Origin of the sequence: Streptomyces sp. NPDC060184 (genome assembly GCF_042728795.1) — a bacterium.
Lineage (GTDB): Bacteria > Actinomycetota > Actinomycetes > Streptomycetales > Streptomycetaceae > Streptomyces.
Genome location: NZ_JBHWYX010000008.1, coordinates 140,648 through 167,638, shown reverse-complemented (window position 1 = coordinate 167,638; position 26,991 = coordinate 140,648). Strand labels below are relative to the sequence as shown.

The 26,991-nt window shown below is 74.1% G+C and carries 15 protein-coding genes and 1 pseudogene; 8 read left to right on the top strand and 8 right to left on the bottom strand.

The features are described 5' to 3' along the window. Nucleotides 1–27: 27 nt before the first annotated feature. Nucleotides 28–1,287: a S8 family serine peptidase gene (locus tag ACFWEE_RS08015; protein ID WP_386887413.1), complete on the bottom strand. Its 1,260-nt coding sequence runs from the start codon at nucleotides 1,285–1,287 to the stop codon at nucleotides 28–30. A gap of 35 nt (nucleotides 1,288–1,322) precedes the next feature. Continuing rightward, nucleotides 1,323–4,655, bottom strand: coding sequence for a right-handed parallel beta-helix repeat-containing protein (locus ACFWEE_RS08010; protein ID WP_386887412.1), 3,333 nt, complete (start codon nucleotides 4,653–4,655; stop codon nucleotides 1,323–1,325). Nucleotides 4,656–5,051: 396 nt separating this feature from the next. Here ACFWEE_RS08010 and ACFWEE_RS08005 point away from each other — a divergent pair. Then, nucleotides 5,052–5,206 (top strand): annotated as a pseudogene (locus tag ACFWEE_RS08005) (IS5/IS1182 family transposase); the annotation flags it as partial. Nucleotides 5,207–5,237: 31 nt separating this feature from the next. On the opposite strand, the gene ACFWEE_RS08000 reads toward ACFWEE_RS08005, so the two are convergent. Continuing rightward, a complete protein-coding gene (locus ACFWEE_RS08000) occupies nucleotides 5,238–6,275 on the bottom strand; it encodes a quinone oxidoreductase family protein (RefSeq protein ID WP_386887410.1) in 1,038 nt (345 codons plus the stop codon). A gap of 868 nt (nucleotides 6,276–7,143) precedes the next feature. Here ACFWEE_RS08000 and ACFWEE_RS07995 point away from each other — a divergent pair. The 4 genes from ACFWEE_RS07995 (at nucleotide 7,144) to ACFWEE_RS07980 (ending at nucleotide 12,060) form a co-directional block, all read left to right on the top strand. Continuing rightward, a complete protein-coding gene (locus ACFWEE_RS07995; protein WP_386887409.1) occupies nucleotides 7,144–7,341 on the top strand; it encodes a hypothetical protein in 198 nt (65 codons plus the stop codon). Nucleotides 7,342–7,730: 389 nt separating this feature from the next. Then, complete coding sequence (locus tag ACFWEE_RS07990) at nucleotides 7,731–8,381, top strand: response regulator transcription factor (RefSeq protein WP_386887407.1); 651 nt, start codon at nucleotides 7,731–7,733, stop codon at nucleotides 8,379–8,381. 169 nt (nucleotides 8,382–8,550) lie between these two features. Further along, nucleotides 8,551–9,741 (top strand): hypothetical protein, encoded by a 1,191-nt coding sequence (locus tag ACFWEE_RS07985; protein ID WP_386887406.1) that lies wholly within the window; start codon nucleotides 8,551–8,553, stop codon nucleotides 9,739–9,741. A gap of 228 nt (nucleotides 9,742–9,969) precedes the next feature. Then, a complete protein-coding gene (locus ACFWEE_RS07980; RefSeq protein WP_386887404.1) occupies nucleotides 9,970–12,060 on the top strand; it encodes a hypothetical protein in 2,091 nt (696 codons plus the stop codon). Between the two features lie 24 nt (nucleotides 12,061–12,084). On the opposite strand, the gene ACFWEE_RS07975 is transcribed toward ACFWEE_RS07980, so the two are convergent. Further along, a complete protein-coding gene (locus ACFWEE_RS07975) occupies nucleotides 12,085–14,160 on the bottom strand; it encodes a cysteine/serine endopeptidase inhibitor (protein ID WP_386887402.1) in 2,076 nt (691 codons plus the stop codon). Nucleotides 14,161–14,665: 505 nt separating this feature from the next. Between ACFWEE_RS07975 and ACFWEE_RS07970 the strand changes: the two genes are divergently transcribed. From ACFWEE_RS07970 to ACFWEE_RS07960, 3 genes are read left to right on the top strand one after another with little or no spacing between them, the layout of a single operon-like run. Further along, the gene (locus ACFWEE_RS07970) at nucleotides 14,666–14,854 is read left to right on the top strand and encodes a hypothetical protein (protein ID WP_386887401.1); all 189 of its coding nucleotides are present in this window, start codon (nucleotides 14,666–14,668) and stop codon (nucleotides 14,852–14,854) included. Further along, a complete protein-coding gene (locus ACFWEE_RS07965) occupies nucleotides 14,842–17,715 on the top strand; it encodes a hypothetical protein (RefSeq protein ID WP_386887399.1) in 2,874 nt (957 codons plus the stop codon). The genes ACFWEE_RS07970 and ACFWEE_RS07965 overlap by 13 nt, the downstream gene beginning before the upstream one ends. 53 nt (nucleotides 17,716–17,768) lie before the next feature. Beyond that, on the top strand, nucleotides 17,769–19,418 hold the full coding sequence (locus ACFWEE_RS07960; protein ID WP_386887398.1) for a hypothetical protein: 1,650 nt from the start codon (nucleotides 17,769–17,771) through the stop codon (nucleotides 19,416–19,418). On the opposite strand, the gene ACFWEE_RS07955 is transcribed toward ACFWEE_RS07960, so the two are convergent. The 4 genes from ACFWEE_RS07955 to ACFWEE_RS07940 all read right to left on the bottom strand — a co-directional run bounded on the left by ACFWEE_RS07955 (nucleotide 19,399) and on the right by ACFWEE_RS07940 (nucleotide 26,578). Next, on the bottom strand, nucleotides 19,399–21,624 hold the full coding sequence (locus ACFWEE_RS07955; protein WP_386887396.1) for a hypothetical protein: 2,226 nt from the start codon (nucleotides 21,622–21,624) through the stop codon (nucleotides 19,399–19,401). The two genes, ACFWEE_RS07960 and ACFWEE_RS07955, sit on opposite strands and share 20 nt — an antisense overlap. A gap of 552 nt (nucleotides 21,625–22,176) precedes the next feature. Further along, entirely contained in the window at nucleotides 22,177–23,877 is a 1,701-nt protein-coding gene (locus ACFWEE_RS07950; protein WP_386887394.1) for an ArnT family glycosyltransferase, read from the bottom strand. After that, the gene (locus ACFWEE_RS07945; protein WP_386887393.1) at nucleotides 23,874–24,881 is read right to left on the bottom strand and encodes a glycoside hydrolase family 26 protein; all 1,008 of its coding nucleotides are present in this window, start codon (nucleotides 24,879–24,881) and stop codon (nucleotides 23,874–23,876) included. Before ACFWEE_RS07945 ends, ACFWEE_RS07950 begins: the two co-directional genes overlap by 4 nt. Continuing rightward, nucleotides 24,878–26,578 (bottom strand): glycosyltransferase family 2 protein, encoded by a 1,701-nt coding sequence (locus ACFWEE_RS07940; protein WP_386887391.1) that lies wholly within the window; start codon nucleotides 26,576–26,578, stop codon nucleotides 24,878–24,880. Before ACFWEE_RS07940 ends, ACFWEE_RS07945 begins: the two co-directional genes overlap by 4 nt. Nucleotides 26,579–26,991: the final 413 nt, after the last annotated feature.

Genomic DNA, 26,991 nt, shown 5'->3' with positions numbered 1-26,991 from the left:
CAGGGACGGGCGGCTGCCGCCCGCCCGTCAGGTCCCGTCGCCGCTTCTCCCGTCGCCGCCAGGGGAACCCGCCGGCCGCCACCGGCGAGTACGGGCCCGGGGGAGCGTCAGGGCGGCCCAGACCACCAGGAGCATCAGCCCCGCGCCCGCCGCCGCGAACAGCGTGGCCCGGCGGACCGGCAGGGCCGCGTCGTCATCGGGCAGCCGTACGGCGGCTCCCGGCGCCGGGGCCGCGGCGCGGGCGGTGTTCCCCGGCGCCACCACCGTCACGGCCGCGAACGGATCGAGCCGGGGGACGACATCGGGGTAGGCGCTCGTGGTGAGACGCGCGGCGGTCTCCGCGCCGGTGAGGCCGGGGTGGGAGGAACGCACCAGAGCCGCCGCCCCGGCCACGTACCCGGCGGCGAAGGAGGCACCCGAGCCGATGTAGTGCCCAGTGCCGCGCGCGCCGATCCCGACCACTCCGTCACCGGGTGCCGCCAAGTCGGCGGAGACCGGCAGCAGGGCGTCGTCCGGACGCTTCCCCTGCGCGTCGACGTCCAGCACCGACAGCACGCCGGGCTGCGCGGCGGGCCAGTAGTCCCGCGGCGTCGGCTCCTCGTCCTGCGCCGAGGACCTGGCCGGCGGGTCGGGCACGGCCGCCGCGATCACCAGCACGTCCTTCGCGAGAGCCGCCTCGACGGCCTTCGTCAGCCCGTCCGATCCCCGCACCAGCGCCGGCGAGACGGTGATGACGTCGGCGCCCGCCGCCGTCGCCGCCGCTATCCCCGAAGCGACGCTCTGCGCGGTGGCCGCGCCGCGTTCGTCCGTGCCGCGTACCGCGAGGATCCTGGCCCGCTGGGCGACCCCCGCGAACCGCACCCCGTCGACGGTGGCCGCGGCGACCAGCCCCGCGACGAAAGTCCCGTGCCCCACGCAGTCCCGACCCGCAGGGCCGACCGCGGTCACCCGGCCGGACAGGGCGGACGCCGTCGTGGACACCCCGGTGTCGACCACCGCCACCGTCACCCCGGAACCGTCCGAGAACGGCCAGGTGCGGGTCAGTTGGAGACTCCGCTGCTCCCAGGGCACGGTCGTGGCCCGCTGGGCCGAGGCGCTGGTGCAGTCCGCGTCGGCGTCCAGCCGCGCGGGCATCACGGGCAGCCGCACCGGCGTGTCGTCGGCGGCGGACGCCTCGGTCACACCGCCCAGCGGCAGCAAGGTTCCCACGCAGAGACAGACGGTCAACGCCCGTGCCAAGTGCAGGAGATGAGCCAGAGGAGGGCGCCGCCGAGACATGTTCCGCATCCTACGGGCAGCCGCCGGGCGCCAGCGGCCACCCCTCACCCGTTCGGCGTCGGCATCCGCGTTCCGGGCACGTCGCCGGGCATCAGGAGCCGCAGTTCGTCCAGGCTCGGTGCGGCGATGGCGCTGACCCGGCCCGCCTGCCTGGTCATCATGGACTCCAGGACCTGCCGGGCCAGCCGCCCGTTGCCGAAGGAGCGGTCGCGCGGCAGGGAGTCGAAGTACTCCCGCAGCAGCCCGCCGACGCCGGGGCCGCACTCGTAGCCCGAGGCGTCCGCGTGCATGCGGACGATCGTCACCAGCTCGTCGGAGGTGTAGTCGGCGAACTCCACACGCCGCGAGAACCGGGACGACAGACCCGGGTTGGACGCGAGGAAGGACTCCATCTCCCGGGTGTAGCCGGCCACGATGACGACCACCTCGTCACGGTGGTCCTCCATCAGTTTCAGCAGGGTGTCCACGGCCTCCTGGCCGAAGTCCGAGCCGGAGGAGCCGCTTCCCGGAGTGAGCGTGTATGCCTCGTCGATGAACAGCACGCCCCCACGGGCCCGCTCGAAGACCTCGCGGGTCAACTGCGCCGTGTGGCCGACGAACCGGCCCACCAGATCGGCCCGCGCCACCTCGACGAGCTGGCCCTGGGGCAGCACGCCGAGCGAGACGAGCAGTTCGCCGTAGAGTCGGGCGACGGTGGTCTTGCCGGTGCCGGGCGGACCGGTGAAGACCAGATGGTGACTGATCCGGGGACTCGGCAGGCCGGCGGCCTCACGCCGCCGGGCGGTCGACAACAGGTTGACCAGATCGGTGACATCGCGTTTGACGGCCGCGAGACCCACCATGTCGCCGAGCCGGGACAGGGCGTCGCCGCGGTCCGGCTCGCCCGCCTCGCCGTGCGGTCCGGCCGGGACCTGAATCCCCACGTCCTCGGGGACCAGCAGGCTCAGGTCCCGTTCGCTCACCTCGGTCTGTGCGGCCAGTCGTACGGCCTGCCGGTCGACCATCTCCTCGAACACCTGGCGGGCGGCACGGCCGTTGCCGAACGTGGCGTCCTTGGGCATGCGCTCGAAGTGCGCGGCGAGTGCCGCGCCGGTGCCCTCGCCGAGCTCGTACTGGTGCCGGGTGCACATGGTCTCCATGATGGCCACCAGCTCGTGCACCGTGTAGTTCTCGAACTCCACGGTCCGCGAGAAGCGGGACGCCAGGCCCGGGTTGCTGCCGAGGAAGGACTGCATCTCCCCGGAGTAGCCCGCGGCGACGACGACCACGTCCTCACGGTGGTCCTCCATCAGTTTCAGCAGGGTGTCCACGGCCTCCCGTCCGAAGTCGGGCCCCGAACGCCCGCCGTCGGAGGTCAGGGTGTACGCCTCGTCGATGAACAGCACGCCGCCCAGAGCCCTGTTGAAGGTCTCGGTGGTCTTGATGGCGGTACCGCCGATGACCTGGGCGACCAGATCTGCCCGCGAGACCTCGACCAGGTGCCCGGTGCGCAGCGCGCCCAACTGGGCCAGCACGGTGCCGTAGAGGCGGGCGACGGTGGTCTTACCGGTGCCGGGCGGGCCCGCGAAGACCAGGTGACGGCTCATCGGCGGTGCCGACATGCCCAGCTGGGCCCTGCGCTGGGCGAGTTGGGTGAGATTGACGAGAGTGCGGACCTGCTGCTTGACGTTGGCGAGGCCGATCAGCCCCTCCAGTTCGGCGAGCGGCCCGCTCTCCCCGGTCGCGCCCGCGCCGTCCGGCGCGGTTCCGGCCGGGTCGGTGCCCTCGACATCGCCGTAACCCCAGGCGTCCCGGCGGCCGTTGCCACTGGAGGTGAGGGACTCGACGGCCAGCCGGTCGCCGGGCTGCGACTGGACCAGGCCGCTGCCCGCGTTGTCGCGCACCGTGCAGTTGACGACGGACACCGGCAGGGAGGTCTCCACCCGCAGGCCGTCCTTGCCGCTGCCGGCCAGGGTGCATCCGTTGAGCGAGGCGCGCCCGCCCTGCCGGATGACGGCGCCGCACTCCGGGGCGCCGACCACCTGGAGCCTGGTGCCCGTCAGTTCGCCCTCCGCGTCGACGAGCACGCCGTCCGCTCCGGCCTCGCGGATCTCGCAGTCGCGGGCCGTGAGAGTACCGTCGGTGCCCACGGACAGACCCGTTGCGGCCGGCGCGCGTACGGTGGTGCCCCCCACGTAGAGGTTGCCCGCGCTCTCCACGTGGACGCCCGCCGCGCCGGTCCTGGCGATCTCGCTGTCCTCCAGCCGTCCCCGGCCGTCCTTGGCGACCTCGACGCCGTTGCCGCCCGCGTCGCTGATCCGGGCGCGGCGGATCATCGGGTTGGCGCCGGTCGCGATCCGAATACCGGCGCCCGCGGTGTCGATCACCTCCACCCGGTCGAGTTCGGCGGTGGACTCCTCCTCCAGCAGCAGCCCGGACGTGGCCGCGCAGTCCCGCACGGTCAGCGAGGTCAGCGACGGCGATCCGGACCCGGTCACCCGCAGCGCGGGCGCCTGGGAGGATTCCAGCCAGCAGTCCTCGTAGGTGCCGCGGCCCCGGTCGGTGATCAGCAGGCCGTTGCCCCCGGTGCGGGCCGTGCGGCAGCGGCGCAGCAACGGGTCGCTGCCCTGCGAGACGACGAACGCCGGACCGGTGGTCGCGGTGACCCTGATGTCCTCCAGCACGGTGCGGGAGGCACTGGTCAGATGCACACCGATCCCGACGTCGTGGACCACCGTGCGCACGACCCGCGTTGTGCAGCGGCCCTCCAGCGCGACGGCCGGCTGGTCGGTGGAGGAGATGTCGCAGTCCTCGACGGATCCCTGGGCGTCGCCGTTGGCCAGGATTCCGTTGGCCCGCGCGTCGCGCACGGTGCAGCCGCGCACCGAGACCCGGCCGCGTTCCCCGATCACCACACCCGACGTGCCCAGATGCTCGACGGTGCAGGACTCCAGGGAGCTCTCCACGGCGGAGGTGACGACCACTCCGGCCCCCACGCTGTTGCTGATCCGGCAGTCACGCATCGCCAGCGAACCGGTCTCCCGGGCGAGGACCGCCGTCCACGCGGACCCGGTGACCTCACAGCCGTCCATGGCCACTTGGCCGCGTACCGCGTCCACGACGGGCAGGTCCTCGTCCCCGCCGCGCAGCACCAGATCGGTGAGCATCACGGCGTCGGCGCGCAGGCTGACCGCGCTGCCGCGCCGGGGGCGTATCTCCACCGTCCCCCGCGACTGTTCGGCGACGATGGTCACCCGTATGCCGACGACGAGGCTCTCCTCGTACGTACCGGGGCCCACACTGATCACCGCGCCGCTGCGCGCCCCCACGAGCGCCTCACCGATCGTGCGGAAGCCGCCGGTTCCGTCGGAGCGGACCGTCAGTACCTGGCGTGACACGCGCTCTCCATCTCTCGCAGACTCACGGTGCCGATCGCCCTTGGCAGGGTGCCGACGGCCCCCATCATGCCTGGCTCTACCAGGTGTTGACACGTCGGCCCGAGTCGGGGACGCCGCCTTTCCCGTCGGACGCGGCCGATCGCCGGGCTCGGCCGGCACCGTCCCGGCCGCGACCGCGGTACCCATGCTGACGGCCGCCTCGACCCAAGTGGTGTCCCCACGGCAACGGAGTTCGCGCACCTCGCCCGGAGCCGGGTCGAGCAGGCTGCCGGCGGAGCCCCCGTGGGCGTCCGGCGGAGCCCCCGTGGGCGTACCGGACACCGACGTCGCCTTCGAGGACCGCGACCGCACGAGGGCGCGGGTCCCCTCGTCCCGGGCCGAAGCCGGCGCTGCGGCAGACCCCGTAATCGGTTCGCCAAGGACACGGTGCTGAGCGTGGACGCACCTCGGTGCCGGCCCGCGGCGACCACAAGGTGGCCGAGCGGTCGAAGAACCACCGCTCCTCCTCCGACCACCAGGTCGTCTTCGAAGCCGACACCCGCACCCAGGTATCCCGGCCGTGTCACCCGGCGGACCCCCGCATCAGCTGCGCGTCCCCTTGGGGGATCCACTTCCGGCTGCATCCGGCAGAATGAGCAGCTTGCCGGTGGTACGCCGAGCCTCCAGATCGCTGTGGGCCTGGGCGGCCTCGGACAACGCGTAGCGCCCCGTTATGGTGACCTCGAGCGCCTTGGAGCGCACCCACTCGAACACGTCGGCGGCTCGTCGGAGCAGTTCGGACCGATCGGCGACGTAGTCCCCGAGGCTCGGCCGGATCAGGGTCAGCGAGCCGCCGTGGGCGAGCCGAATCGGATCAAACGGCGGCACGGCACCACTTGCCGCGCCGAAGAGCACGAGATGGCCGCGGGTTCGCAGGCTCGCGAGGCTCGCGTCGAAGGTGTGCGCGCCGACGCCGTCGTAGACAACCGGCAGTCCCTGACCGCCGTTGAGCCGCCTCACCTCGGCTGCGAGATCGTCGACCTCGGAGGAAAGGATCACCTCGGCGGCCCCGGCACGCTTCGCCAGCTCGGCCTTCGCTGCGGTCGATGTCGTGCCGATCACCCTGCCGCCGAGATGGGTGATGAGCTGGGTCAAGAGCAGCCCCATGCCACAGGCAGCCGCATGCACGAGCACCGTGTCGCCCCCCTGGACCGGGTAAGCGTCCGTGACGAGACAGTGCGCGGTCATTCCTTGCAGGAGCACGGCGGCGGCGGTCTCGAAGCCGATGTCGTCGGGCAGCGGCACCAGCCGCGTTGAGTCCACCACGGCCCGCTCGGCATAGGTACCGGGAATCTCCACCCAGCCGACCCGGTCCCCCACGGCGACGTCAGTCACGTCCGGTCCGACTTCGACGACCGTGCCGGCGCCCTCGACGCCCGGAGTGAAGGGCAGCGGGAGGCTGTACCGGCCTTCGCGGTGGTAGACGTCGAGGAAGTCGACCCCGGATGCGGCGACCTCCACGACCACCTCGCCCGGACCCGGCCGCGGCTGGTCCACATGGGCCTCCTGCAGCACCTCGGGACCGCCCACGGAAACCACAACGTCCCCGTGCGCGGCATCGTGCGGGACGGCGGTGGACATACTGCCTACGGGGCCGTCCTCGATGCCATACAACGGCATCGACGCAAGCCGCGCGGAGACCTCCGCCGCACCACCGCTGGTGGCGTGGGAGAGAACCGTGGGAGCCCCTGGACAAGGCACCCGACATCATCCTCGCGGCGGTGGACGAAGCGCCGGCCGCGCTCCCGGACCAGGCAACCCGCTCGTGCGCGGTGCGGGTTGCGGCGATCAGCCGAAGTGTGCGTCTCGCCCCCGGGCACGCCGACCGCCGAGTTCGTCCCCGACGACCGGTGCAGGAGGTTGACGACACTCGCTGCGAGACCACAACGGGGGCGAGGGGTGTGGGCGACGAAGCTCGGCAAAGAAGCTGCAAAGGGGTTGGATAAGGGCAGGTCGCGAAGGGTGCTCTCCGTGCGAGCGGAGATGAACCCGTACGGCACCAGCACCGTGTCGACCCGACGGAGTGCTCTCCGTGCGAGCGGAGGTGAACATGCCCCGGTCGGCACGGGGCGGGTGGCCGTTACGGCGGTGCGGCAGGTGCCGCGGGGGCAGGGCGGGGGTCACATGGTGCAGTGATCAACTACCAGCTTTGCCTTACTCGGAGTAACGAAATGATCATCGGGTGAGCGGTTCCGGTCGGTCGTCCGGGCCGCTCCGTCCGTTCGTCATGCGTCCCACACAGCCCAGTCCGCTCGGTCCCGCTCGGTCGATCCGGTCCGTTCGATCCGCTCGGTCGACTCGGCCCGTTCGACCGGCTGGTGCCGGTCCGTTCCGGTCCGTTCCGGTCCGTTCCGGTCCGTTCCGTTCCGGTCTGTTCCGGTCTGTCCGGTCCGTAATGTCCGTACGGAGCGCGGAGAGCGCGGGGCGCCCCATGCCGCGAGGAGTCACCATGCAGCAGTCCGGCCAGCCTTCGGCCCCCTTCGACGAAGCGCGCGACGCGTACGAGGCGCACCGGCGGGCGTGCCGTCAGTGCCGGGTGGACGGCCTGCCCTGTCCTGCGGCCAAGCATCTGCGTCGCGCGCACAACAACGCGCTCCGCGCGGCCCGTTCCGCCCCGGCCGGTCGGTCGCCGCTCCGCCCGTCCTGAGGCGTCCCGCCCGGTACCCGGTACCCGGTACCCGGTCGCCCGTCGAACTGGACCTGAACAGAGGCGGGTTGCACCACCGCGTGCATCCTCACCGCCCTCCTCGTGAGAGTCCGACGGTGCTGACGGAGGTGTTGCGTCGGCGCCCGTGACCCAGGGTTGTCCGACAGTGCACTGCTTCTGCTTCATCGTGCATGGACCACCGGGTCGGGCGGGGCTGATGCCCCGTGAGCTGTGATGATCGGAATCGAGAGAAGAGAGCACGTACTCCACGACTCCGTCGGTCCGGCACACCGGGCGGACCTGCCCGATCGGCGAAGGTGCAGATTCCGGGCCGTCACGGGACCTGTGCGCTCCTTCCGCGCGGTATCGCGCCCTCGACAAGGAGTCCCATGGCTGATCAAACCGACGAAGCGCGCGCCGTCCCGGGAGTCGTCGTACAGGCCGACGATCTCCTCACCCGCGACGGGACGGCCGCTTTTCTGGGCGCGGACGGCCGGGTCACGCTGCTGGAGGCCGACCGGATCGCCGACGCCGACATCCTGGTCGTCCTCACGGCCACGGTGAGTGGCAAGACCCTCTCCACGATGAGCCGGGCCAGCCAGGCCACCGGGGGCCGGATCCGGATCGTGCTCGTCGCCGACCACATCTCGGAACAGCAGCTCGCGCTGGCGGTCAACCACGGCCTGGTGAGCTTCCTGGTGCGCCCCTTCACCAGCTTCAGCCGGATCCTCTCGGCGGCCGTCGAGGCGCATCGGGGGCGCGCCGCCCTGCCGCCGATCCTGATGAACATGCTGCTGGACCGGATGCGCACCATGCAGAAGGACGAGTGCCCCACCGGCCTGCTGCCGGTCGAGCTCTCGCAGCGCGAACTCGATGTGCTCCAGCTCCTCGCGGAGGGGATGGACACCGTCGAGATAGCCAACAAGCTCAGCTACTCGGAGCGTCTGATCAAGAGCGTCATCCAGGCCGTGATCAAGCGGCTCGACCTGCGCAACCGTACCCACGCCGTCGCCTACGCCATCCGTATGGGCATCCTCTGACCGGCGGTCCGCTCCGACCGGAGGTGTCGAGAAGGGTACGGGTGATGTGCGTCCGTGCAGGCCCCTCCCGCACCGGTCCACCCTCCTGCCCGCTCTCCCTAAGCTGCCCGGAGAGTCGTCGCCACGTGAGCGGCTGGGCCGACGACCGCACCACCTGGACCGGGAAGGCATGGAGATGAACCACCGCGAGCCACAGGCCGGACACTCCGACGAGTTCGCCGGAGCGCCGGACGGGCGGGCGGTATGGGAGAGCGAACTGCCCTGGCAGCTCCCGCATCCGGACCAGGCGGGGGAGGGGAGCCCGCTCTACGCGAACCACGAGGAACACGCGGCCGAAGAGGTCCCGCCCACGAACCCCGACGCGACCGCCGTCCGTCCCGTCGCGCACGCCCCGGCCTCGGACGCGACCGCCGCCCGTCCTGCCGCGCACGGCCCGGTCCCGGACGCGACCGCCGTCCTGCCCGTCGCGCACGCCCCGGTCTCCGGGACGTCGTCCACCCATGCCCCCGCCGGTACGTCCTCTTCCGGCGCCGAGGGCGGGTCGACGGTCCGCCGTACGAGCCGGCCCGCGACCTCCCCGCAGCCGACGGGCGGCGGCGGACGCCGTCGGCGGTCCGCCGGCGCAGGAGGGCGGCGGCCGGGTTCGCGCGGGCATCTCGCCAAGCCGATTCTGGCCGGAGCCGGCCTGCTCAGCGCGCTACTGCTGCTCGCCCCGCACCTCTTCGGCGACGACGCGCCCCTGCAGACGGTCAAGGCCGGCGCGGAGGACAGGGAGCCGGAGACCGGCACCGCACCCGACCCGGGCCACCCCGACGCCGCGAAGACGTCACCGCGCCCGGCGGCCTCCACCACGCGGCGAGGCGAGGACTCCGCTGGCGGCGGGCACGACGCCATCGTCGAGGTGGCGGCGACCGTGCCGACCGCGTCGGCGAAACCCACCACCGGGCCGACGGCCGCCCCGAGCGCGACCAGGAGCGCCACACCCACCAAGGCCGCCCCCGCGCCGACCGCGACAACGGAACAGTGGACGACCACCGTGGTGAACGGCACCCGCGTGCTGGATCCGGGCCAGTTGTGGTCCACCAACCGTATCGGCCTGAACTTCCAGGGCGACGGCAATCTGGTGCTCTACGACACCAAGGGCACCCCGCTGTGGTGGTCCGGGACGGTCGGGCAAGGCGGGGTCCGGGCCGTCTTCCAGGCCGACGGCAACCTCGCCGTCTACAGCCAGGATTCGCGGACCGTCTGGTCCTCGCACACCGAGGGCCACGACGGCGCCCGGCTGGTGCTCCGGGCCGACGGGAACGTGGTCATCGAGCAGGGCGGCACCGTGCTGTGGTCCACCGGCACGGCGATGTGACGCGCTCCGGAACAGTTCTGACGGACCGTCGGTTCAATCGGAGTCGCCATCGTACGGGCGGACGCCCCCTCATCTGCCGCCCAGAGACAGTCCGTAGGGAAGTCCCCGCGGTTTCGGCGGGGTGAAACTCGCTGGAGCGGAACAGAGTTGGCCGTTGATCCCTGCATGGAACCGGTCGATCACGCCCGCTCACCGGCGGGGAGCCCCGCCTGCACGGAGAAGCCGGCCATGAGTGGCAACCACACAGGAATGACCGCCCCCGGTGGAGGCGCTGCGGCACCGCTCGCACCGGGGCCTCGCCAGGACCCGGGCCGACCGGGTCCGGACACGCCGTCCGGCGGCGGTGCTCCCGCCGTCGGACGCCAGGGTGTCGGCGGCCCCCGCTTCACCGCCCACCGCGCGGGTGGGGCCTGGCTGGTGGCCCCGGTCGGCCCGGTGGATCCGCGCGCCCTCGCCTTCACGGCCGGGCTTGCCCCGGACGCCGAGTGCACCGTCGTCGTGGCGGACCTGCCCGACGGGTCGGACGACGCGACCCTGGACCGGTTCGTCCGGGCGATCCCCGCCGGGTCGGACGACCTGAGGCTCGTGTTCGGCCGGCCGCTGCGGGACGCCGTGACGGTCGCCCAGCACCTCGCCGTACGACTGGGCCGGACGGTCGTCGCTCCGGCAGGCGCACCACTGCCCACCCCCGGCGGAGGTCTCTGGGTGGGTCCGGACAGCGGACCGGGCTGGATGCGCTGCGCGCCCCGGGGCCCCCGGACGCCGGACTCCAGGGCCTTCCCGAAACCCTTGTGGGAATGCGCCGTCCCACCGCGCCCGTGGGCGATCGGCAGAAGCGTGGCGGAGCCCATTCCCGCAGGCGTCTGGCTGCGGCCCTCGGCGGAGGACCCCGCCCGCTCCGCCCAGTGGACGCGACTCGCCGGAGGGCCCGCGGTGTCCACCGAGCTGATGACCGTGGCGATCGGCGCCCCCGGGGCCCCGGCGCTGCCGGTGGCGGACGTCGCCCGGTTCTGGGAGGACCTTCCCCCGCGGCTCCGGCCGGCGGTCCGCTTCCTCTGCTACGGACCCGCCCGGCTGAGCGGCGGACGGCATCTCGGAGACGTCCTCGCCCAAGTGGTCGGCGAGCCGGTGCGCTTCCTCAGTGGCATGCCGCAGGACACGGGCGACGGGCGAGAGGTGGTGCTGACGGCAGACGACGGCACGCCGGGCCGCCCGCTCAGGGCCCACGAGTTCGTCCACCTGCCCCCGGCCCGATTCCCCGCTCCGCCGCCCTCCCCGTTCGCGGCGGCCCACCGATGGCCGCTCGGCGCGTTCCCGGAGATCCGGCCCGGTACGCATCGCCTCGCCGACGACGTCGTCGTCGAAGTGGTCCGCAGCGGCCTGTGGGTGCGGCCGACACCGGCCCCCGCGCACGCCCCGCAGATGCGGGACGCCGACCCGGACCCCGCACACGAACGGGTGCTCTGCGACGCCGCGTCACAGGAGCACCTTCCGCGGCTCCGCCGGCTCGCGCAGGACCTGGTGCGCTCCTTTCCCCCCGGACTGCGCGGCGCGGTGCGCCTGGGTACCGGCCGCCCCACGGCCCCGGTCGGCCGCGCCTCCTCGCACGCCTCCCGGGCCCCTCTCCCCGGCGTGCCCCGGTCGCCCGCCGTCCCGTACCCGGTGCCCACGGGCCATGCCTCCCCCGCGGGCGAGGCGCTGCCCGGAAACCCCGAGGCGCTGCGCGGAAACCCCGAGGCGCTGCGCGGAAACCCCGAGGCGGCCGAGGGCACCCCGGACTCCGCTGACGCCCTCGCGGCCGTCCTGCGCCGACTGGCGGGACAGGGCGCGCCGGACGCACCGGAGACCTCCGCGGACGGGAACCCGCCCGGCCCCACCGAGGACGTCCTGCTGGGCAGGGGGCTGCGGATGCTTCCCCTCCGCCCCGGGCCGACCGGCCTGCGGGCCACCCTCGACGAGCCGATGCGCCGCTGGTACGCCGCACAGGCCGTGGTGACCGACCCGCACGCCTGCGAGGCGTCGACGCTGGGCCCCGCCGGGGCGCCCGGCAACACCGTCTTCCTGATCCTTTCCGTGAACGGCCGCAGCACAAAATCGCTCGACCCGCTCCGGCCGGACCGCGTGCTCTTCCTGCCCGGCTCCCGGTTCCGCGTGCTGGAAGCCGGGCCCGGCGCCACGGACGTGGTCATGATGAGGGAGCTGGCGCCCGGGGAGTCGTCCCTCGACCGCGTACGCGACGCGGCGGCGGTGGGCGAACTCACCCGGGCCTGGCAGGACTGGCGGGCGGGGCGGTCCGGCACCCGGCCGGTCGGCCACTGAGGCCCCGTCGCCCGCCCCCGGAGCTCAGTCGTCGTAGGTGGTGGTGCACGTGTCGTCGTGGAAGAGCGCGCCCTCGGTGACGGGGAGGTCGTCGGCCGGGTCCTGGACGACGGTGGTCAGCCCGGTCAGCCGGTCCGCGCACGCGTGGGCGGCGGAGTCGCTGTCACCGCTGCCGCCTCCGAGGTACATGTCCAGCCAGGTCGTGGCTCCTTCGGGAGCGGTGTCCAGGCTGTGGCAGGGCCCGTTCTGCGGACTGCCACCGTCACCGCAGGCGTCCTCGACGATGAAGTACCGCCGCACCTTGGGGATGTAGAAGCGTGTTCCCGCCGGGTAGTCCAGCGTGTCCTCGCCGCCCGCGTCGGTGTGGCCGACCGCGAGGGTGATCGGGTCTTCCCACGTACCCGTACCACCGGCCTGGTCGTGGAGGACGGGGGCGGAGATCTGCGCACTGCCCCGGGGCGTGTTGTCGAACCAGGTGTACCCCGTCGTGAACGCGTTGCTGATCGTCTTCCCGGAGCCGCCCGAGCCGCCCGAACCGCCCGGAGCCATCGCACCCGTACGGCCGGAGGACGGGACGGTGGACGCGGACCCGGCGGGAGCCCGTCGCACCGACGGCCCCGGCGACGACGGTGAGGGGGACGCCGGCGACGAGCCCGCGGGGAGCGGATCGACCATGCCCTCCGGCAGCGTCGCGGGGACCCTCTCCTGATCGGTGGTGTTCACCGCGCCGAACGTCTTCAGGAACTGGTGCTCGCTCTGCTCGGTGCCGCTGCAGTCCTCGGACAGGGTCCCCGTCTCCGGGCACGCCTTGTCCCGGCCCAGCGACCAGAACGCCAGCTGCTGGATCCCCTTCTCCACCGCGAAGTCCGCCAGCCGGGACGCGTCGTCCGTGGTGAACACCTCGCCCTCGGTGTCGTTCACCCCGATCATGGGCGTGTTCCCCTCCATCGCCCACAGTTCCGCGTCCGACTTCGACGGCCAGATCTGCCCCAACTGCCCGTGCAGCGCCGTCGCGGCGTCGATCGCGGCCTGCCCCATGTCCGCCACCGCGGACCCGTAGTCCATCGTCATGATGTTCACCAGCGACACCCGCACCCCCGCACGCTCCGCGTCCTGGAGCATCGCCACCCCGTCCGCCTCCAGACCGGCCGCACCCGACGGCAACGTGAACTGCACGTCCAACCGTCCGCCCGCGCCCTCGACATCCTTCTGCAACGCCGCCAACGCCTCGTTACGACGCCCGTTCGCCTCCGTGTCCGCCAGCGCCGCGCCTTCGAGGTCGAAGTCCAGCCGCGACAGCCCCAACGCGTCCACGACCGACCGGTACTGACCCTCCAGCGCGTCGGCCGAGTCGCACGCCGAGGCGAGTTCCGTCCCCGACGCACCGCCGAACGACGCGATCACCTCGCCCCCCGAACCGCGCAGGGCCTCGATCGCCGACAGCCAGCCCTCGTCCGACACCGGCGTGTCCCCGTTGAACATCGCCTTGCAGCCCCCACCGTCCAGCACGAACCCCAAGGTCGCGTACCGCAACCCCGCCGCCCGCGCCTCCTCCAGCACCGACGGCGATCCCCACGTCTCCACGTACGGAGCCGCGAACCGCGACGGGAAGGCCGAACCCGTCGCGAGGGCGGGGTCGGACGAGGACGAGGAGGACGGGCGAGTGATCTCCCTGCCGTCGTCGGTGACGAACTTCCAGGTGATGCCCTGGACCAGCCCCTCGTCGAGCGGCGCGAGCTGCTCGAACGCCGTCCGGCTGAGGTCGAGATGGTCGGCGTCGCAGGAGGGGCACTGGTCCTTGACGGGCACGGTGATGGACTTGCCCCCGTACGACACCTCGACGGAGACACCGTCGCAGATCGGGTCCTCGTTGGGGTCGTCGGTCGTCCACCATGCGTGGGACACCGCCACGAGGTCCTCGGTCGCGGCGTCGACGACGTCCCCGCAGGCGCCGTAGCCGGCGGCGTCGTAGTACGTCATCCGGCCGGTCATCTCCTGGTTGGCGGCCGGGTCGTCGGCCAGGGCCAGGGACACACCGCCCAAGGTGACGGCCAGCAGCGCGACCGCGCCGCCCGCAAAGATCCGATTCCGGAGGGACACGGTTTCTCCTGTCGGTGGGGTGAGTCGTGGGCCGGCCCGCTCGGCCCGGGGCCGGGCGGATGCGGGAGGCCGTTCGGGAGCTCGCCGGACACACGGGCGGTCCGGGGTACGGGGCCGGGCGTGAACGCGCGCCGGGCCGATCATGGGAGATCGGGGAAGTGCGCGGCGGGGAAGCGCCGGTCGTCTGCCCGGCGGGCCACTCACTGCGCCTCTTCGGCCACCGCGCCACCGCGCCACCGCGCTGACGGTGTCGCTGGGCTGCCGTGTCGCCGCGCTGCCGTGTCGCTGGGCTGCCGTGTCGCCGGGTCGCCGTGCCGGGCGGGGACGTGGCGCGGTCGCGGACGGCGTGACCACTCGTGCACGACCGGCCCGCAAAAGGGCAGTACCCCGCCGCCGGCCTTGTGGGTCTCCGGGGCTCCCTGCTGCGATGGGCCGGGTCGGGTGCGGCTGCCGGTCACCGGGGACACGCACACAGGACGGCGAAGACGGCGAGCGGTGAGAAGGCATGAGCGAGACTCCCGGCCGGCTCACCGGCCGCGGGCGCACCGGGGGCCCGCTCCCGCGCCGCGCCGGGACGGCCACCGGCCCCGACTCCGCCACGGAACGCGCCACGTGCACCCGGCCGTCCGCCGCCGCCCGGCCCCGGCGCGGTGACGGCACGACGTACGGGGGCGGTACGCCGTGCGCCGGCTGACCGGTGGGCTCGGCCCCCTGCGGACGCTCGCGGCGCGACTCGGGGGCGCTCCGGGGGCCGCCGACTCCGGGCCCGTCGTCCTGCTCACCTCCGACACCGACGAGTCGGCCGGTCTCACGGCGACCGTCGACGCCCTGCGGCACGAGGACCCGGACCACGCGACCGTGGTGGTCGCGGCGGGCCTCGAAGGGTCCAGGGCCCTCTGGCGTCAACTCACCCCGGTGCTCGACGGTTTCAGGAAGTCCGGCATCACCGTCGTACGGCTGGTGTGGGCGGGCGCGGGCGCCGACGAGCCCGGACGGCCCGCACCCGCGCGGCGGATACGTGACGACTGGCGGCTGGAGGTCGTCGCTCCCGCCGGCCCGGTGGTGGTCGCGCCCGGCGGATCGCTGTTCGCACCGTCCGGAGCCGACGGTGCCGGCGGGTGGTGGCGCTTCGCCCCGGACCTGGGGCCGCAGCCCCTGGGCCTGCGCCATCCCGTACCGAGCTGGGAGGACGCCGCGGCCCACCTCGCCTCCGACGCCGTCGAGGGCCATGTCGTCGAGTCCGTCCCCGCGGGCGTGCTGATCCGCCGGGCCGAACCGCTGCCCCCGGCCGCGTTGTCGGTCGGCGCCTCCATTCCCGTGGACGGCCACCGGCTCGCGGTCGTGGTCGGCATCCCCGGCGCGTCCCCGGTCATCTCCCGGGCCGTGACCGAACTCCTGACCCGGCTGCCTCCTCGGGCCCGGTCAGCCGCGCGGCTGATCCCCGGAGACGGGCGCGACCTGCTCGCCACCGGTCAGGAAGCCGCCGATCTGCTGGGCACCGAGGTGGAGATCGTCAGCGGCGTGCCCGCCCTGCTGGAATCGGCGGACGGCACGGAGACCGAACCGGCCGTGGTGCTCGTCGGACCGGACGGCGAACCGTCGTGGCGGCCCTACGCGGAGACGGTCGCCTGCCTGCCCGCCCAGGACGGTCGTACCCCCGCACCGCGCATCGTGCGCCGACGGTCCCCCGTCGCGGGCCCGGCTCCCGTACCCGAGGGCGGGGCACTGCCGTTGGGCGACCGGTGGGGGGTCGTCGTCACCCGCGCGGGGCTGTGGGTGGGGCCCCGCGAAGCCTCCCGCCCCGAGAACCTCGGCCTGCTCCTCGACCCCGACACCATGGTCGTCGACATCGGCGTCCCCGGACGGCCCGTGGACGACGGACTCTGGCCGGTGCTCGACACCTTCTTGGACGAACTGGAACCGGCCGTGGTCGAGCGGACGACACTTCACGTCAGGGGCGCGTGCACCGCGCAGGGCGGGCGGCAGGCACGACGCCTCGCCGACCGGCGCGGACTGACCCTGGAGCACGACGAGGAGCCGGCGGCCGAGCACCACGCGACGGGCGGCGCGGCACGGACCGGGGAGGCGGACGCCTCGTCGCGGGAAGCGGCGCGGGCGGAGGCGGCCCCCGAAGTACCCTGGCACGCCTCGCCGATGAGCGTACGCATCCGGCACGTGGCCGCGCACCCCCCGGCCGCCACCGGCGAACGGCCCGCCCCCGCGGTCGCGGCGGACGGGCGGGCGGTGCGCCTCACGTCGACGGCGGACGGTGGAGGCGACGCCCCGCCCTCCCGGTCCGCGGACGGTCCGGGGGCCTCTTCCCCGGCCCCGGCTCCTTCCTCCGTCCCGGCACGGGTGGGTGGCCCCACCGCACTCGGCGTCGGAATGCCCGCAGGCCGGATCGCGTTCACGGCGCCGGTGCCGACGCCGGCAGCCACGACGGCACCACCCGGGGCGCCGCCGAGCACCACCGGCACCCCGGACACTCATTCCGTGTCCTCCGCCTCCTCCGCCTCCTCCGCGTCCCCCGCCTCCTCCGCTCACGGCGCCGGAGCGCCGCTGCCACCGGGGTTCGCCGAGGCGTTCGCCGCCAGCCGGCCCGTGAGTGGCCGGCCCGTGAGTGGTCGGCCCGTGGGCGGACCGGCCGGGGGCGCCGGGCCGGGGTGGGCTCCGGTCGCCCCGGAAACCGGCCGATCCTCCCCGCCGGAAGGCACCCCGCTCGCGCCCTCGGTACCGATCCCGCCGTCCGCTGCCGTGCGTTCGGCCGCCCCTCCCGTGCGCGTCGGCCCCCTCCACCGGAGCGGCCCCGTCGAGCAGCAGGCGCTGCGCGCGCTGGCCGGGGAGCAGTGGTGGCAGCAACAGGCCTCGGTGGCACGCACCTTGACGGTGATGCCGGGGCTGCGCGGGCAGGACCAGGACGACGCCGTACTCGCCGACCTGATCGCCGTACGCTCCTTCCTCACGCTCGACGACTCCCCGCTCGGCCGGCGCTGGCTGGAACACCGCCTGGCGGCCGGGTCCGCCGACGCCTACCCCAGCCTGGTCGGTCTGGCGTCCGGTCTGCGGAGGCTTCCGTCGTACCGGGGGATCGTCGTGCGCGACGTGGCGGCGTTCTCCCCGGAGTCGCGCGCACTGACGGCCGGTACGGAACTGTGCCACCCGGGGCCGGTCGGCGCGTACGTACTGGAGGGCGCACCCGCGTCGGCGGGCGACCGGTATCTGATCTGGTCGACGACCGGACGCAGGGTGCGCAGCCTGACCGGGCCGGCCGCACGGCCGGGACAGGGCGAGGAGGTCGTCTTCGGTCCCGGCACCCGCTTCCGGGTCCTCGGCACCCTGGGCGGGCACGGCGCCTCCACGGTGCTGCTGCGCGAGGTGGCACCCGCCGACCCGGTCGCCCGCCCCGGCGAACAGGACGCCACGGACCGGGGCGTACGCGAGCAGCTCTCGGCAGCCGCGGACAGCCACCCCACCACCGAGGGCGCCGCGCCCTGGCCCGGCCTGTTCTCCGGCCGGCTCCCCGAACGGGCCCCGCACCGCGACGACCACGTCTGATTCCGCGGACCGGCCCCGCTGCGCCGGTCGCACCCATCGCAGAGGAGAAGAGCATGTCCGCCGACCGAAGGACGCCGCGGCGCGGCACACCGCCGGAGGCCACCGACCAGTTGCGGATGCGGCGGGCCGTCGTGCTGTCCGCCCCCTCCGCCGACCCCGGCCCCGAGCCGGAGACGGGGAACCGGGGGACCGGAGGCACGCACCGCGAAGGCCGGAACCAGGGGCGGCAGGACGGCCGCAGGCGCGGAAGGCCCGACGGACCGGGCGGGGGTACGCAGGAGGGCATGCCCGCGCCCGCCAGGGGCAACCACCGGCCGATGCTCGCCGCCGCCGCGGTGGCCGGTGCCGTGCTGGTCGCGTTGCCGCTGGCCCTGAGCGGCAACGACAAGAACGACCACGAACTCGACTACGAGGCTTCGGGCCGGGAGACCGCCTCCCCGCCGGGCAGCGGCCCGAACTTCACCCTCGACGTGATGACGCCGACACCCTCCGAGAGGACACGCGTCCGCGAGGGCGACAACGCTCCCGGGCCGACCCCGTCCTCCGCGTCGAAGGCTCCCTCCTCGTCGGTGTCGGCCGCCCCCGCCATACCGGTCTCGCCCCCGAAGACGTACCAGGGCCCCGGAATACGGGCCCCGCACGCCTCCGTACGGGAGAGCACGCACCCCTCCACGCCGACGGCCCGGCCCGCGACGCCGCGCCCGGGGCCCACCCACGTCCAGGTCGCCCGCGTCGAGGCCGAGAAGCCGGACACCTCGGCGGCCGTCGAGGCCGACCGGGGACCCACCGCGGAGCCGAGCACGGGGCCGGGCTCCGGTCCCACGACGGGGCCCGCGACCCCGGCGGCCACCCCCGTACCGCTGTCCGCACGGGTGGCGGAGCCCGTGACGACGCCGACGCCGGGTCAGGAGCACGCGGAGGAAGGACGCACGGAGGAGGGGCGTACGCAGGAGCTCGCCGCGCAGGAGGCGGCGGCGCAGGAGGCGCGGAGGGCGACGGCGCCCGAGGGCGGACCCACCGAACCCGCCGGGCCGGACGCGTCGACCACGTCCACCACCACGCCCACCCTCACGTCCACCACCACGCCCACCCTCACGTCCACCGGTCCGAACACGGCAGCCGCCCCCAGCGCGCCGACGGACCCCCACGTACCGGCCGATCCCGGCACGCCGATGGACCCCTCCACGGCGACCGGTCCCGTCACACCGACCGTGGAGACCCCACCTTCCGTGGAGCCCCCACCTTCCGTGGAGACCCCTCCGACCGTGGAGACCCCTCCGACCGTCGGGACCACGGTGACGGACCCCACCGTCCGGACCACGGAGACCCTTCCGGGAGGACCGGACGCGGGGGCCGCCGTTCCGCAGGGCGCGGGCGACACGGTCGTACGGGCGACCCGGGTCCTGGAGAGCGGCCAGACGATCGAGTCCGAGCGGGCCGCCCTCTCCATGGGCGAGGACGGCAACCTGGTCGTCACCGACGAGAACGGCCTCGTCCGCTGGTCCTCGCACACCGAGGGCCAGGGCCACAGGGCGGTGTTCCAGGCGGACGGCCACCTCGTCGTCTACACGAGCGACGACCGGACCGCGTGGTCCTCCGGCACGGCGGGGCACGACGGTGCCGAGCTGGTGGTGCAGAGCGACGGTGACGTGGTGATCGAGCAGGACGGCACCGTCCTGTGGGTCAGCGGAACCGCCCACTGAGGGCGGCCGGCCGGCCCGACACGGCGGCAGGACCGGCAGGACCGGCAGGACCGACCGGACCTGCGGCTCTGCGCGGACCGCCCGGCCCTTCCGCGCCACGCGCACCGTCCGCACCGGCGGCACCGTCCGCACCGGCGGCGGCGGGCGGGCCGTCCGGTGTGGGCGGCGTGGCGAACGGGTCCCGCACCGGACCACGCACCACGCCGCTCGCCTCGTCCTCGCGCCAGAGCAGCAGCGCCGCCACGAGTTCGCGCAGGGCGCTGTCCCCGGTGGAGCCCGCCCCGCAGAAGCCGGCGGGCGGGAGTTCGCCCATCAGCACCGCCGTGCGCTCACCCGGACGGGCACGGACCTGGAGGATTTCGAACCGTGTGCCCGGCAGGAACAGCACCCGGTCCGGCTGTTCGGGTTCGAGAAGGGCGGTCCGGCGACCGGTGGCGGAGCGGATGAGGACGTCGGTGTTGCCGGGGCGGCCCGGCGTGCCCGTGAGCGACGCCGCGCACGCGCCGTACGCGGTGGCGAACCGGTGCGCCCGGTAACGCCGGACTGCCGCCGGGTCCAGCTCGGCGCGCAGGGCCACCACCCCGGCGTAGGCGGGGAGCAGGGACAGGGCCGCCGGCGCGGGCGGATCGGCCGTCGCAGGGGCGGAGATACGGGCCTGCCCGGGATCCTCCCCGTCCGGCCGGGCGCGGGCGGTGAACCGCAGTCGTACGGCGGTGAGTCCGGCGCGCACGGTCTCGGGCGGCAGCAGTCCGCCCAGCCCGGGTTCGTGACGCAGCGCCAGGTCGACGACCGCGGCGTCCGCGGGCGACCCCGCTGCGGGGCCGGGGTCCACGGCGAGAGGGGCGGCGGGAAACCCGTGGCCGCCCCGACCGGCGGCCGGTCCCGGCGCCACAGCGACGTGCGCCACGGGAACGTGCGCGGGAGGAACGGGCGCGGCCGGTCCCGGCGCGGCCGGGACGTGCGTGGCGGCCGGGACGCGCGGCCGGGGGATGCCGCCCGCCGGTCCCCAGGGACGGCCGGAAGTCACCACGCGCACCGGCGGGCCGCCGTCGGCGGACAGGCGCCCGAGGACGCCGTCGGCCAACTGCCGCAGCCGGGGCAGGAGTCGGGGGAGTCCGTCGTCGCAGAGGATCAGCTCATGACCGGGATGGGCAGGGGCCCCGCGTACCTCGTCGGCGTCGGCGGGTTCGGTCGAGGGGCGGATCCACAGCCCCCAGGGCAGGACTTCCAGGACCGCGCCGGACCCGCCGTGGTGGAGCCCCTGGCGGAGCATCGGCAGATGGTCCAGGGGCCAGCGGTGGTCGGTCGCGAACGCGGGATGCGGGGGTCCCTCCGGCTCCGGGGGCAGGTGGAGGAACTCCCTGGCCCGGACGGGGCGCCCGGGTGTCCCGTCCGGTGCGAGGAACAGGACCTCGTCCGACAGGGCCCGGCCGACCAGCGGGTCACCGACCGGGAAGCCGTTGTAGACGTGCACGGCTTCCCCGGTGAGGGCGGCGAGGCGCCGGCCGAGGGGCGGAGTCCCGGGACCGCGCCCCGGGCCGTACGGCATCAGGCGCGGCGCGAAGTCCCCGGGCAGGCTCCGCCAGAACCGGGCGATGTCCTCCGTCGCGGGTTCCGGCGCGCCCGGGGTGCCGATCACGACCGTGGGCGCGTCGGCCCGGCACCGCAGCCGCGCCGCGAGAAGCCCGCGGTACCGGTTCTGGGCGGCGTCCTCCCGTACCGGGCGCAGCCACAACCCCGCGGCCATCGGCTCGGCGACGGCGGCCGGTCCCACCGGCAGCGGACGGTTCGGCAGGCCGGCGTCCCACGCGGGGCGCGGGAACCGGCGGGAGACAGGGTGGACCTGGCCCTCGGGTGTGCACAGCACCCAGCCCCGGCCCCGGTCGGCCCCGATGAACAGGGTGCCCCCTGCGGAAGGGCGCAGGACGCCGTCGGGCACGACCACGTGCTGCCCCAGCTGCCGCGCCAGCCGTCGGCCCGCGGGTGCGGCGCCCCGGGCCGGTGTCCGGCCGAAGACCACGCGCAGACCGTGCGGACCGGCGGGCACCGCCCGTGCCAGCGCCTCCTCGACGGCGTCGAGCGGGGACCCGGGCGGGAGGTCCACCACCACCAGCGCGTACTCGGGGTCGGTGGCCAGACCCGCGGCGAAGAGCAGGGACTGGCGGTCCGGGCCGGCGGCCGGGTGGACCAGCCAGGCGTTGCCCACCCGGCGCACCCCGAGGCGCGGGGCGGGCGCTGCCGGTGTCCCGACGGATGGTGTTCCGGCGGGTGGTACCTCGGCGACCGGTGACGCTTCGGCCGGCAGTGCTCCGGACGGTGGTGCCGGGCGGACTCTCGACGGCAGCCAGGGGCGTCTCCTGCCGCCCGCGCCGCCGTCCTGGTTCGGTGAGGTCAAGTGCCGGTCCGGCAGGGCGCGGAACCGGGGGAGACCAGGCCGTGTTGTGAAAGTCCCGCCTGTCCGGCGGCGCCCCGGGAGCCGGGTGTGCCGTCACCGGCGAGGGGGGACGAGGGACGGGGTCCGACGGTCCTCGTCACCTGACTGTGTTTCATCCTCGGCGTCTCCGTGGTCGTGCTGCGGGGAACTGTCGGCGCCCTCGCGCGATGCCCTGGGGCCGAGGATAGGGAAAACGGCGGTCGCGAGCAGCGCCTGTGCCCTTCCGGGAAGCGTCCGTGCCCGTCGGTACGGACCGGGGCCGCAGGGCTTGCGGTCACCGGTCCGTCGGGGCCCACCGGGGCCGCAGGGCGTGCGGTCACCAGGTCATGGGGAGGCCGTGTGGGCGGCGGGCAGGGGCAGCCAGATCTCGAAGTGGCCCGCTCCGACCGACGTGCGGTAGATCAGCGCGGTGGCCAGCCGGTACCGTCCGCTGGACCGCATCGTGTCGCGGACCAACGCCTGGATCCCGCCCGGCCGGTCGGACCAGTCCAGGACGACACCGTCGAACCAGCCGTCCTCGATCGCGGCCCGGTACCCCTCCGGTCCGCCGAGGTGCCGGCCCGGCCGCCCGGTGTAGTCGATGTAGTAGATCGACGTCCACAGCGTGTAGTCCGTCAGCCCCCGTTCACTGAGGTAGTAGACCGGCGCTTCGTGCGGCTGGCCCAGCCACTTCTGGCCGGGCCGCACGTTCTTCGCGAGCTCCGGGACGAGACGGCTGGTGTCGGGCCAGACGCCGTAGTTCTCGGCGGACTGGGACATGCCGAAGGTCAGCGCGAGCACCCCCACCGCGATGACCACCTGCGGGAAACGGAAGTGCGCCCCCATCAGACGGTTCAGGCCGACCCCCGCCATCGGGGCGGCGAACAGCAGACCGTAACCGATGTGCTTGTGCAGCGAGATGCTGGTCTGGAGATGGATCTGGTAGGCGGGCGCCAGCAGCGCGGTGCCGGTCAGGAGGACCCCCAGAGCCAGCCGCCACCGGCGCGGCGGCCCGTCCGGCACCCGGCCGGGAACCTCACCGAGCCCCGCCCGGCGCGTGTACAGCACCGTGCCGAGTCCGGCCAGGGCGAAGAGCAGCCCGCCCCACCGGGCGCAGTCCCACAGCAACGGCCAGAGCGAGGCGGTCCCGTGGGCGCGCTCGGTCGTGGTGCTGCGGATCGCCTCCAGGTAGTCCGTGGTCAGCAGGCCGGCACCGAGCAGGAGGCATACCCCGGCGGTGAACACCGCACCGCGCCGCAGCGCCTCGCGCCCTCCGAGCCCTTCGTGGGCGACCAGCACCAACAGCAGCGCCACGGTGGGCAGATACAGCGCGGACGCGTACTTCACCCCCACCGTCAGGGCCGCCACCGGAGCCGCGGCGAGCGGCAGGGCCCAGTGACCCGGGGCGACCCGGACGAGGATCCACGCCGTCAGGGCGAGCAGGAAGAGCGCCATCGCGTCGTACGTCGCGAAGTTCCCGAGGAACAGCGTCGACTGGGTGACCGCGAAGACGCCCGCCGCGAGCAGCGCGGTGCGCTCGTTGAAGAGCCTGCGGGTGAACGAGTGGAGCAGGCCCGTGGAGCCCAGCATGAACGCCAGGCTCATCAGCCGTACCCCGGTCAGTCCGGCCGCCGAGTCCACCCAGGCGGCCAGCACCGGGTACAGGGCGGGCGATCCGGAGAAGTAGCTCGCGAAACCACCGTATTCGGGCATGCCGTGGAAGAGGTGCCCGATCATGGCGTGCCCGGCGTAGACGTAGAGCGCCTCGTCCTCGAAGGCGCTGTTGTGCAGGCGCAGCGACAACAGGGCCTGCACCAGCAGCAGACAGGCCAGCAGGGCGCGGCCCACCCAGGTCCGGCGGCGTCCGGGCTCCGGGGACCACCCCCTCGCGGGCACCCGCCCCAGCACCCAGTCCGCCCGGGTGATCTCGTCGAAGGTGTACCCGGGGGCCGGCTGCGGGCCGCGCGCCGCCGGCACCCGTATCTGCAGGGTCGACTCGGGGTCCCACCAGCCGGTGGCGTTCCCGGGGGTCTCGGTGGTCGTCACGGGCGCCTCACGTCGAAGCCGAACCGCGGGTCGGCGACACCGCGGCGGAAGGCGGCGAGCGCCCCGGGACCACTGTCGATCCGCCAGTCGGTCCCGTCCGGACCGTCGTGCGCGTCGAGCCAGACGAACCCCACGACGTCGCCGCGGGTGGTCACGGCGCGCACCAGGTCCGCGACGTCCGCAGGCCTGCGGTCACCGGGCGGGGCCGCCGTCCCGGCGACCAGCACGGGGATACGGGTGAACGCCCGCGCCTCCTTGACGGCGGGGCCGAACAGGGCGTCGTACGTGCGGGGACCGCGCTCGGTGTAACGGCCCGCCACCCCCAGCCAGTCGGCGTAGGCGTCACCCGGGTAGTACGGCTTCAGGCGCACCGACGGCTTCACCGCCACCGTGGGGCTCCAGACCCACACGACGTTCGACACCCCCATGTCCTGGAAGAGGTCGTGGACGTGCCGCCACGCCCCGACGAACTCCTCGGCGCTCGCCCGGCCCGCTCCCCACGGCCGTCCGCCGTCGTTCATCCCGGGAGCGAACGCGAGCGCCACCGGCACATTGAGGTCGCGGAGCGCCTCCGCGACGTGCCTGACGTAGCCGTCCTTCGCGCCCGCCGCGATCTCCCGGAGCGTCGTCCCGAAGGGTTCCCAGGAGAGGTACGGCAGCACCCGCTGCTCCCAGACGGCCGCGACCCGGTCCCTGGGGAACTCCTCGTCCCAGGTGAAGCTCTGGGCGAGCAGCGTGGGCGCCTTGCCGGTCCTCCGGGACCACAGGGCGAGATAGCCCGGCGTCACCGGCTTCCCGGCGAAGGAGACCCCGAGGTACTTGTGGTTCCCCCGGGGCCGGATCAGCCAGGTGACGTCGAACGGCACGTACGGCGCGGTCCGTTCCTCCGCCCCCTCCCCGCCGGCGCCGATCGGTGCCGTACGGCTCGGCGCACACCCCGCGGTCGCCGCCATCGCCGCGCCCGCCGCCCAGCGCAGCAGCCCTCTGCGGCCCACCCCGCTCACGCCGGGACCGACTCTGCGGGGCGGCCGGGAGCGGACGCCGTGTCCGGACCGGTGGAGAGCGTCGCGCCGCCGGTCCCCTCGTCCTCGTCGGGACGCGGCAGGACCAGGACCCGCACGACGGCCGCCGCGTAGAAGAGCCCCGAGGCGAGCGGCAGCGCGAAGTCCTCCGGCACCATCGTGTCCATTCGCCACAGCGCCGCGCCGATCCAGACCGCGGTCGACGGCACGGTCCACGCCCAGACGCCGATCCACAGACGCCGGGTGTTGTTGCGGCGGGCCCCTCCCGAACCGGTCGGCTGCCAGCCCATGGGCCGCCGGCGCAGCACGTCCCAGATCGCGAAGACGTGCGACCAGCTGTAGAGGACCCGTGCCGCCCACGCCTCCAGCCGGTACGGAGCGCGGTGCCACAACGGGTAGACGACGACGAGGTAGAGCACCCCCGGCAGCACCAGCCGCATGTCGGTGAACTTCACCTGCTCGGGGAAGAACAGCAGGAGCACGGAGACGATCAGCGGCCCGGTGAACAGGATCAGCGCGGACTCGACGTAGTACACGAACCCGGACACGTAGCAGAGGCGGGCGGCGAACCGCATCCGTACCCTCCAGAAGTCCTGGACGCTGCCCAGCATGCTCATGGACGCCATGCACCAGCGGTACTGCTGGTTGTAGTAGGCGCCGACGGTGTCCGGGCACAGCCCGGTCGCCAGCGCCAGCGGTACGTACCGCAGGTCCCAGCCCCGGGCCCGCAGGTCGAACCCGGTGTGCATGTCCTCGGAGTGCTCGATCAGGCTGGTGCCGCCGACCTCGGCGAGCGCGGAACGCCGGTAGACGGCGCAGGAGCCGACGCAGATGGAACCGTCACTGCTCTGCCGGGACACCTGCACCGAACGGTAGAACAGCTCCTGCACGGCCCCGGCGCCCCGCTCGATCCAGTTCTGCTGGTCGAGCACCCGGAAGTACTGCGGGGACTGCACGATCCCGGTGTCCGGGTCGGCGTCCATGTACGGCAGCAACTCGTCGAGCAGATCGGTGCGCGGGACGAAGTCGGCGTCCAGGATCAGGATGAACTCGGCCTCCGAGTGCGCGAACCCGTACCGCAGGTTCCCCGCCTTCTTGTACCAGCCGCGATCGGGCCGCACCAGACAGCGGAAACCGAAGTCGTCGGCCATCGACGCGACCTCCTCACTGCCGGAGTCGTCGAGGACGAGCGGAACGACCTCCCCGGGGTACGACTCCACCAGGCGCCGGAGGTGGGTCCAGGTGTTGTGCAGCACCTCCAGCGGCTCCCCGCACACCGGCAGGAACACGTCGACCGACGGATACTCCCGCGGCGACCACGCCCGCACCAGCGCACGGTGCGCCCCGATGTCGAACCCCGGGCTGAACAGCTCCAGCCGCACCGAGATCAGCACCCCCAGCACCGAGAGCAGCAGCACCGGTGCGAAGAACCAGATCCACGGCCCGTGCCGGGCGGAGTCGATCTGGCTGTAGAGCACGCACGCGAAGCCCAGGAACGACGTGGTCGTCAGCAGCCAGGTCCGGCGCACCACGTACGCGTATTTCTCCCGCTCGTCGGGCGGGGTCGGCAGCAGCCCGCCGGGGACCGCCGGACGCACCGGGTTCCCGCGCCCGGGGCGGCGCGCCCGGCGGACGGGCCGTGCGGCACCGGTGGCGTGGACGACGCGGACGACAGCCATGATGTCGGGCTCCAAGGGCGGCTGATGTGGTCGCTGCCGTCGGCTCGCCGGGCCGAAGGACCCGGCGCCGCTCGCCCGGCAGCACGCCGGACACGCTAGGGAGCGGCGTCGGCCGGTACACGCACGCGGGCCGAACAGGGCCCTTTGGTGCACGACTTGTGTACGGAGTGCCGCCGCCCGGCGCGCCCCGCACCCTGCCCGCGCCACCACCGGCAGGCCCCCGCGCGTCCCTTCGGACAGAGTCCGCGTCCAAGCGGGCACGGGCGACCGCCCGGCGTTCTCCCCGGCACCCGCCTCGTGTTCATTGGGCGCTGTGCGGCGGCGGTACCCGTCAGCGCTGTGCGGCGGCGGTACCCGCCCCCGCCCCCGGAACGCTTCCGGGAGGAACGCAGGGCCGGAGGAGGAGTGAGCGG

What these genes read in the sequence shown, in the direction of transcription:
- ACFWEE_RS07990 (WP_386887407.1), top strand. Translation starts at nt 7,731, where the DNA reads ATGGCTGATCAAACCGACGAAGCGCGCGCCGTCCCGGGAGTCGTCGTA.
- ACFWEE_RS08000 (WP_386887410.1), bottom strand. Translation starts at nt 6,275, where the DNA reads ATGTCCACCGCCGTCCCGCACGATGCCGCGCACGGGGACGTTGTGGTT.
- ACFWEE_RS07960 (WP_386887398.1), top strand. Translation starts at nt 17,769, where the DNA reads ATGTCCGCCGACCGAAGGACGCCGCGGCGCGGCACACCGCCGGAGGCC.
- ACFWEE_RS07940 (WP_386887391.1), bottom strand. Translation starts at nt 26,578, where the DNA reads ATGGCTGTCGTCCGCGTCGTCCACGCCACCGGTGCCGCACGGCCCGTC.
- ACFWEE_RS07985 (WP_386887406.1), top strand. Translation starts at nt 8,551, where the DNA reads ATGGAGATGAACCACCGCGAGCCACAGGCCGGACACTCCGACGAGTTC.
- ACFWEE_RS07980 (WP_386887404.1), top strand. Translation starts at nt 9,970, where the DNA reads ATGAGTGGCAACCACACAGGAATGACCGCCCCCGGTGGAGGCGCTGCG.
- ACFWEE_RS08015 (WP_386887413.1), bottom strand. Translation starts at nt 1,287, where the DNA reads ATGCGGAACATGTCTCGGCGGCGCCCTCCTCTGGCTCATCTCCTGCAC.
- ACFWEE_RS07995 (WP_386887409.1), top strand. Translation starts at nt 7,144, where the DNA reads ATGCAGCAGTCCGGCCAGCCTTCGGCCCCCTTCGACGAAGCGCGCGAC.
- ACFWEE_RS07970 (WP_386887401.1), top strand. Translation starts at nt 14,666, where the DNA reads ATGAGCGAGACTCCCGGCCGGCTCACCGGCCGCGGGCGCACCGGGGGC.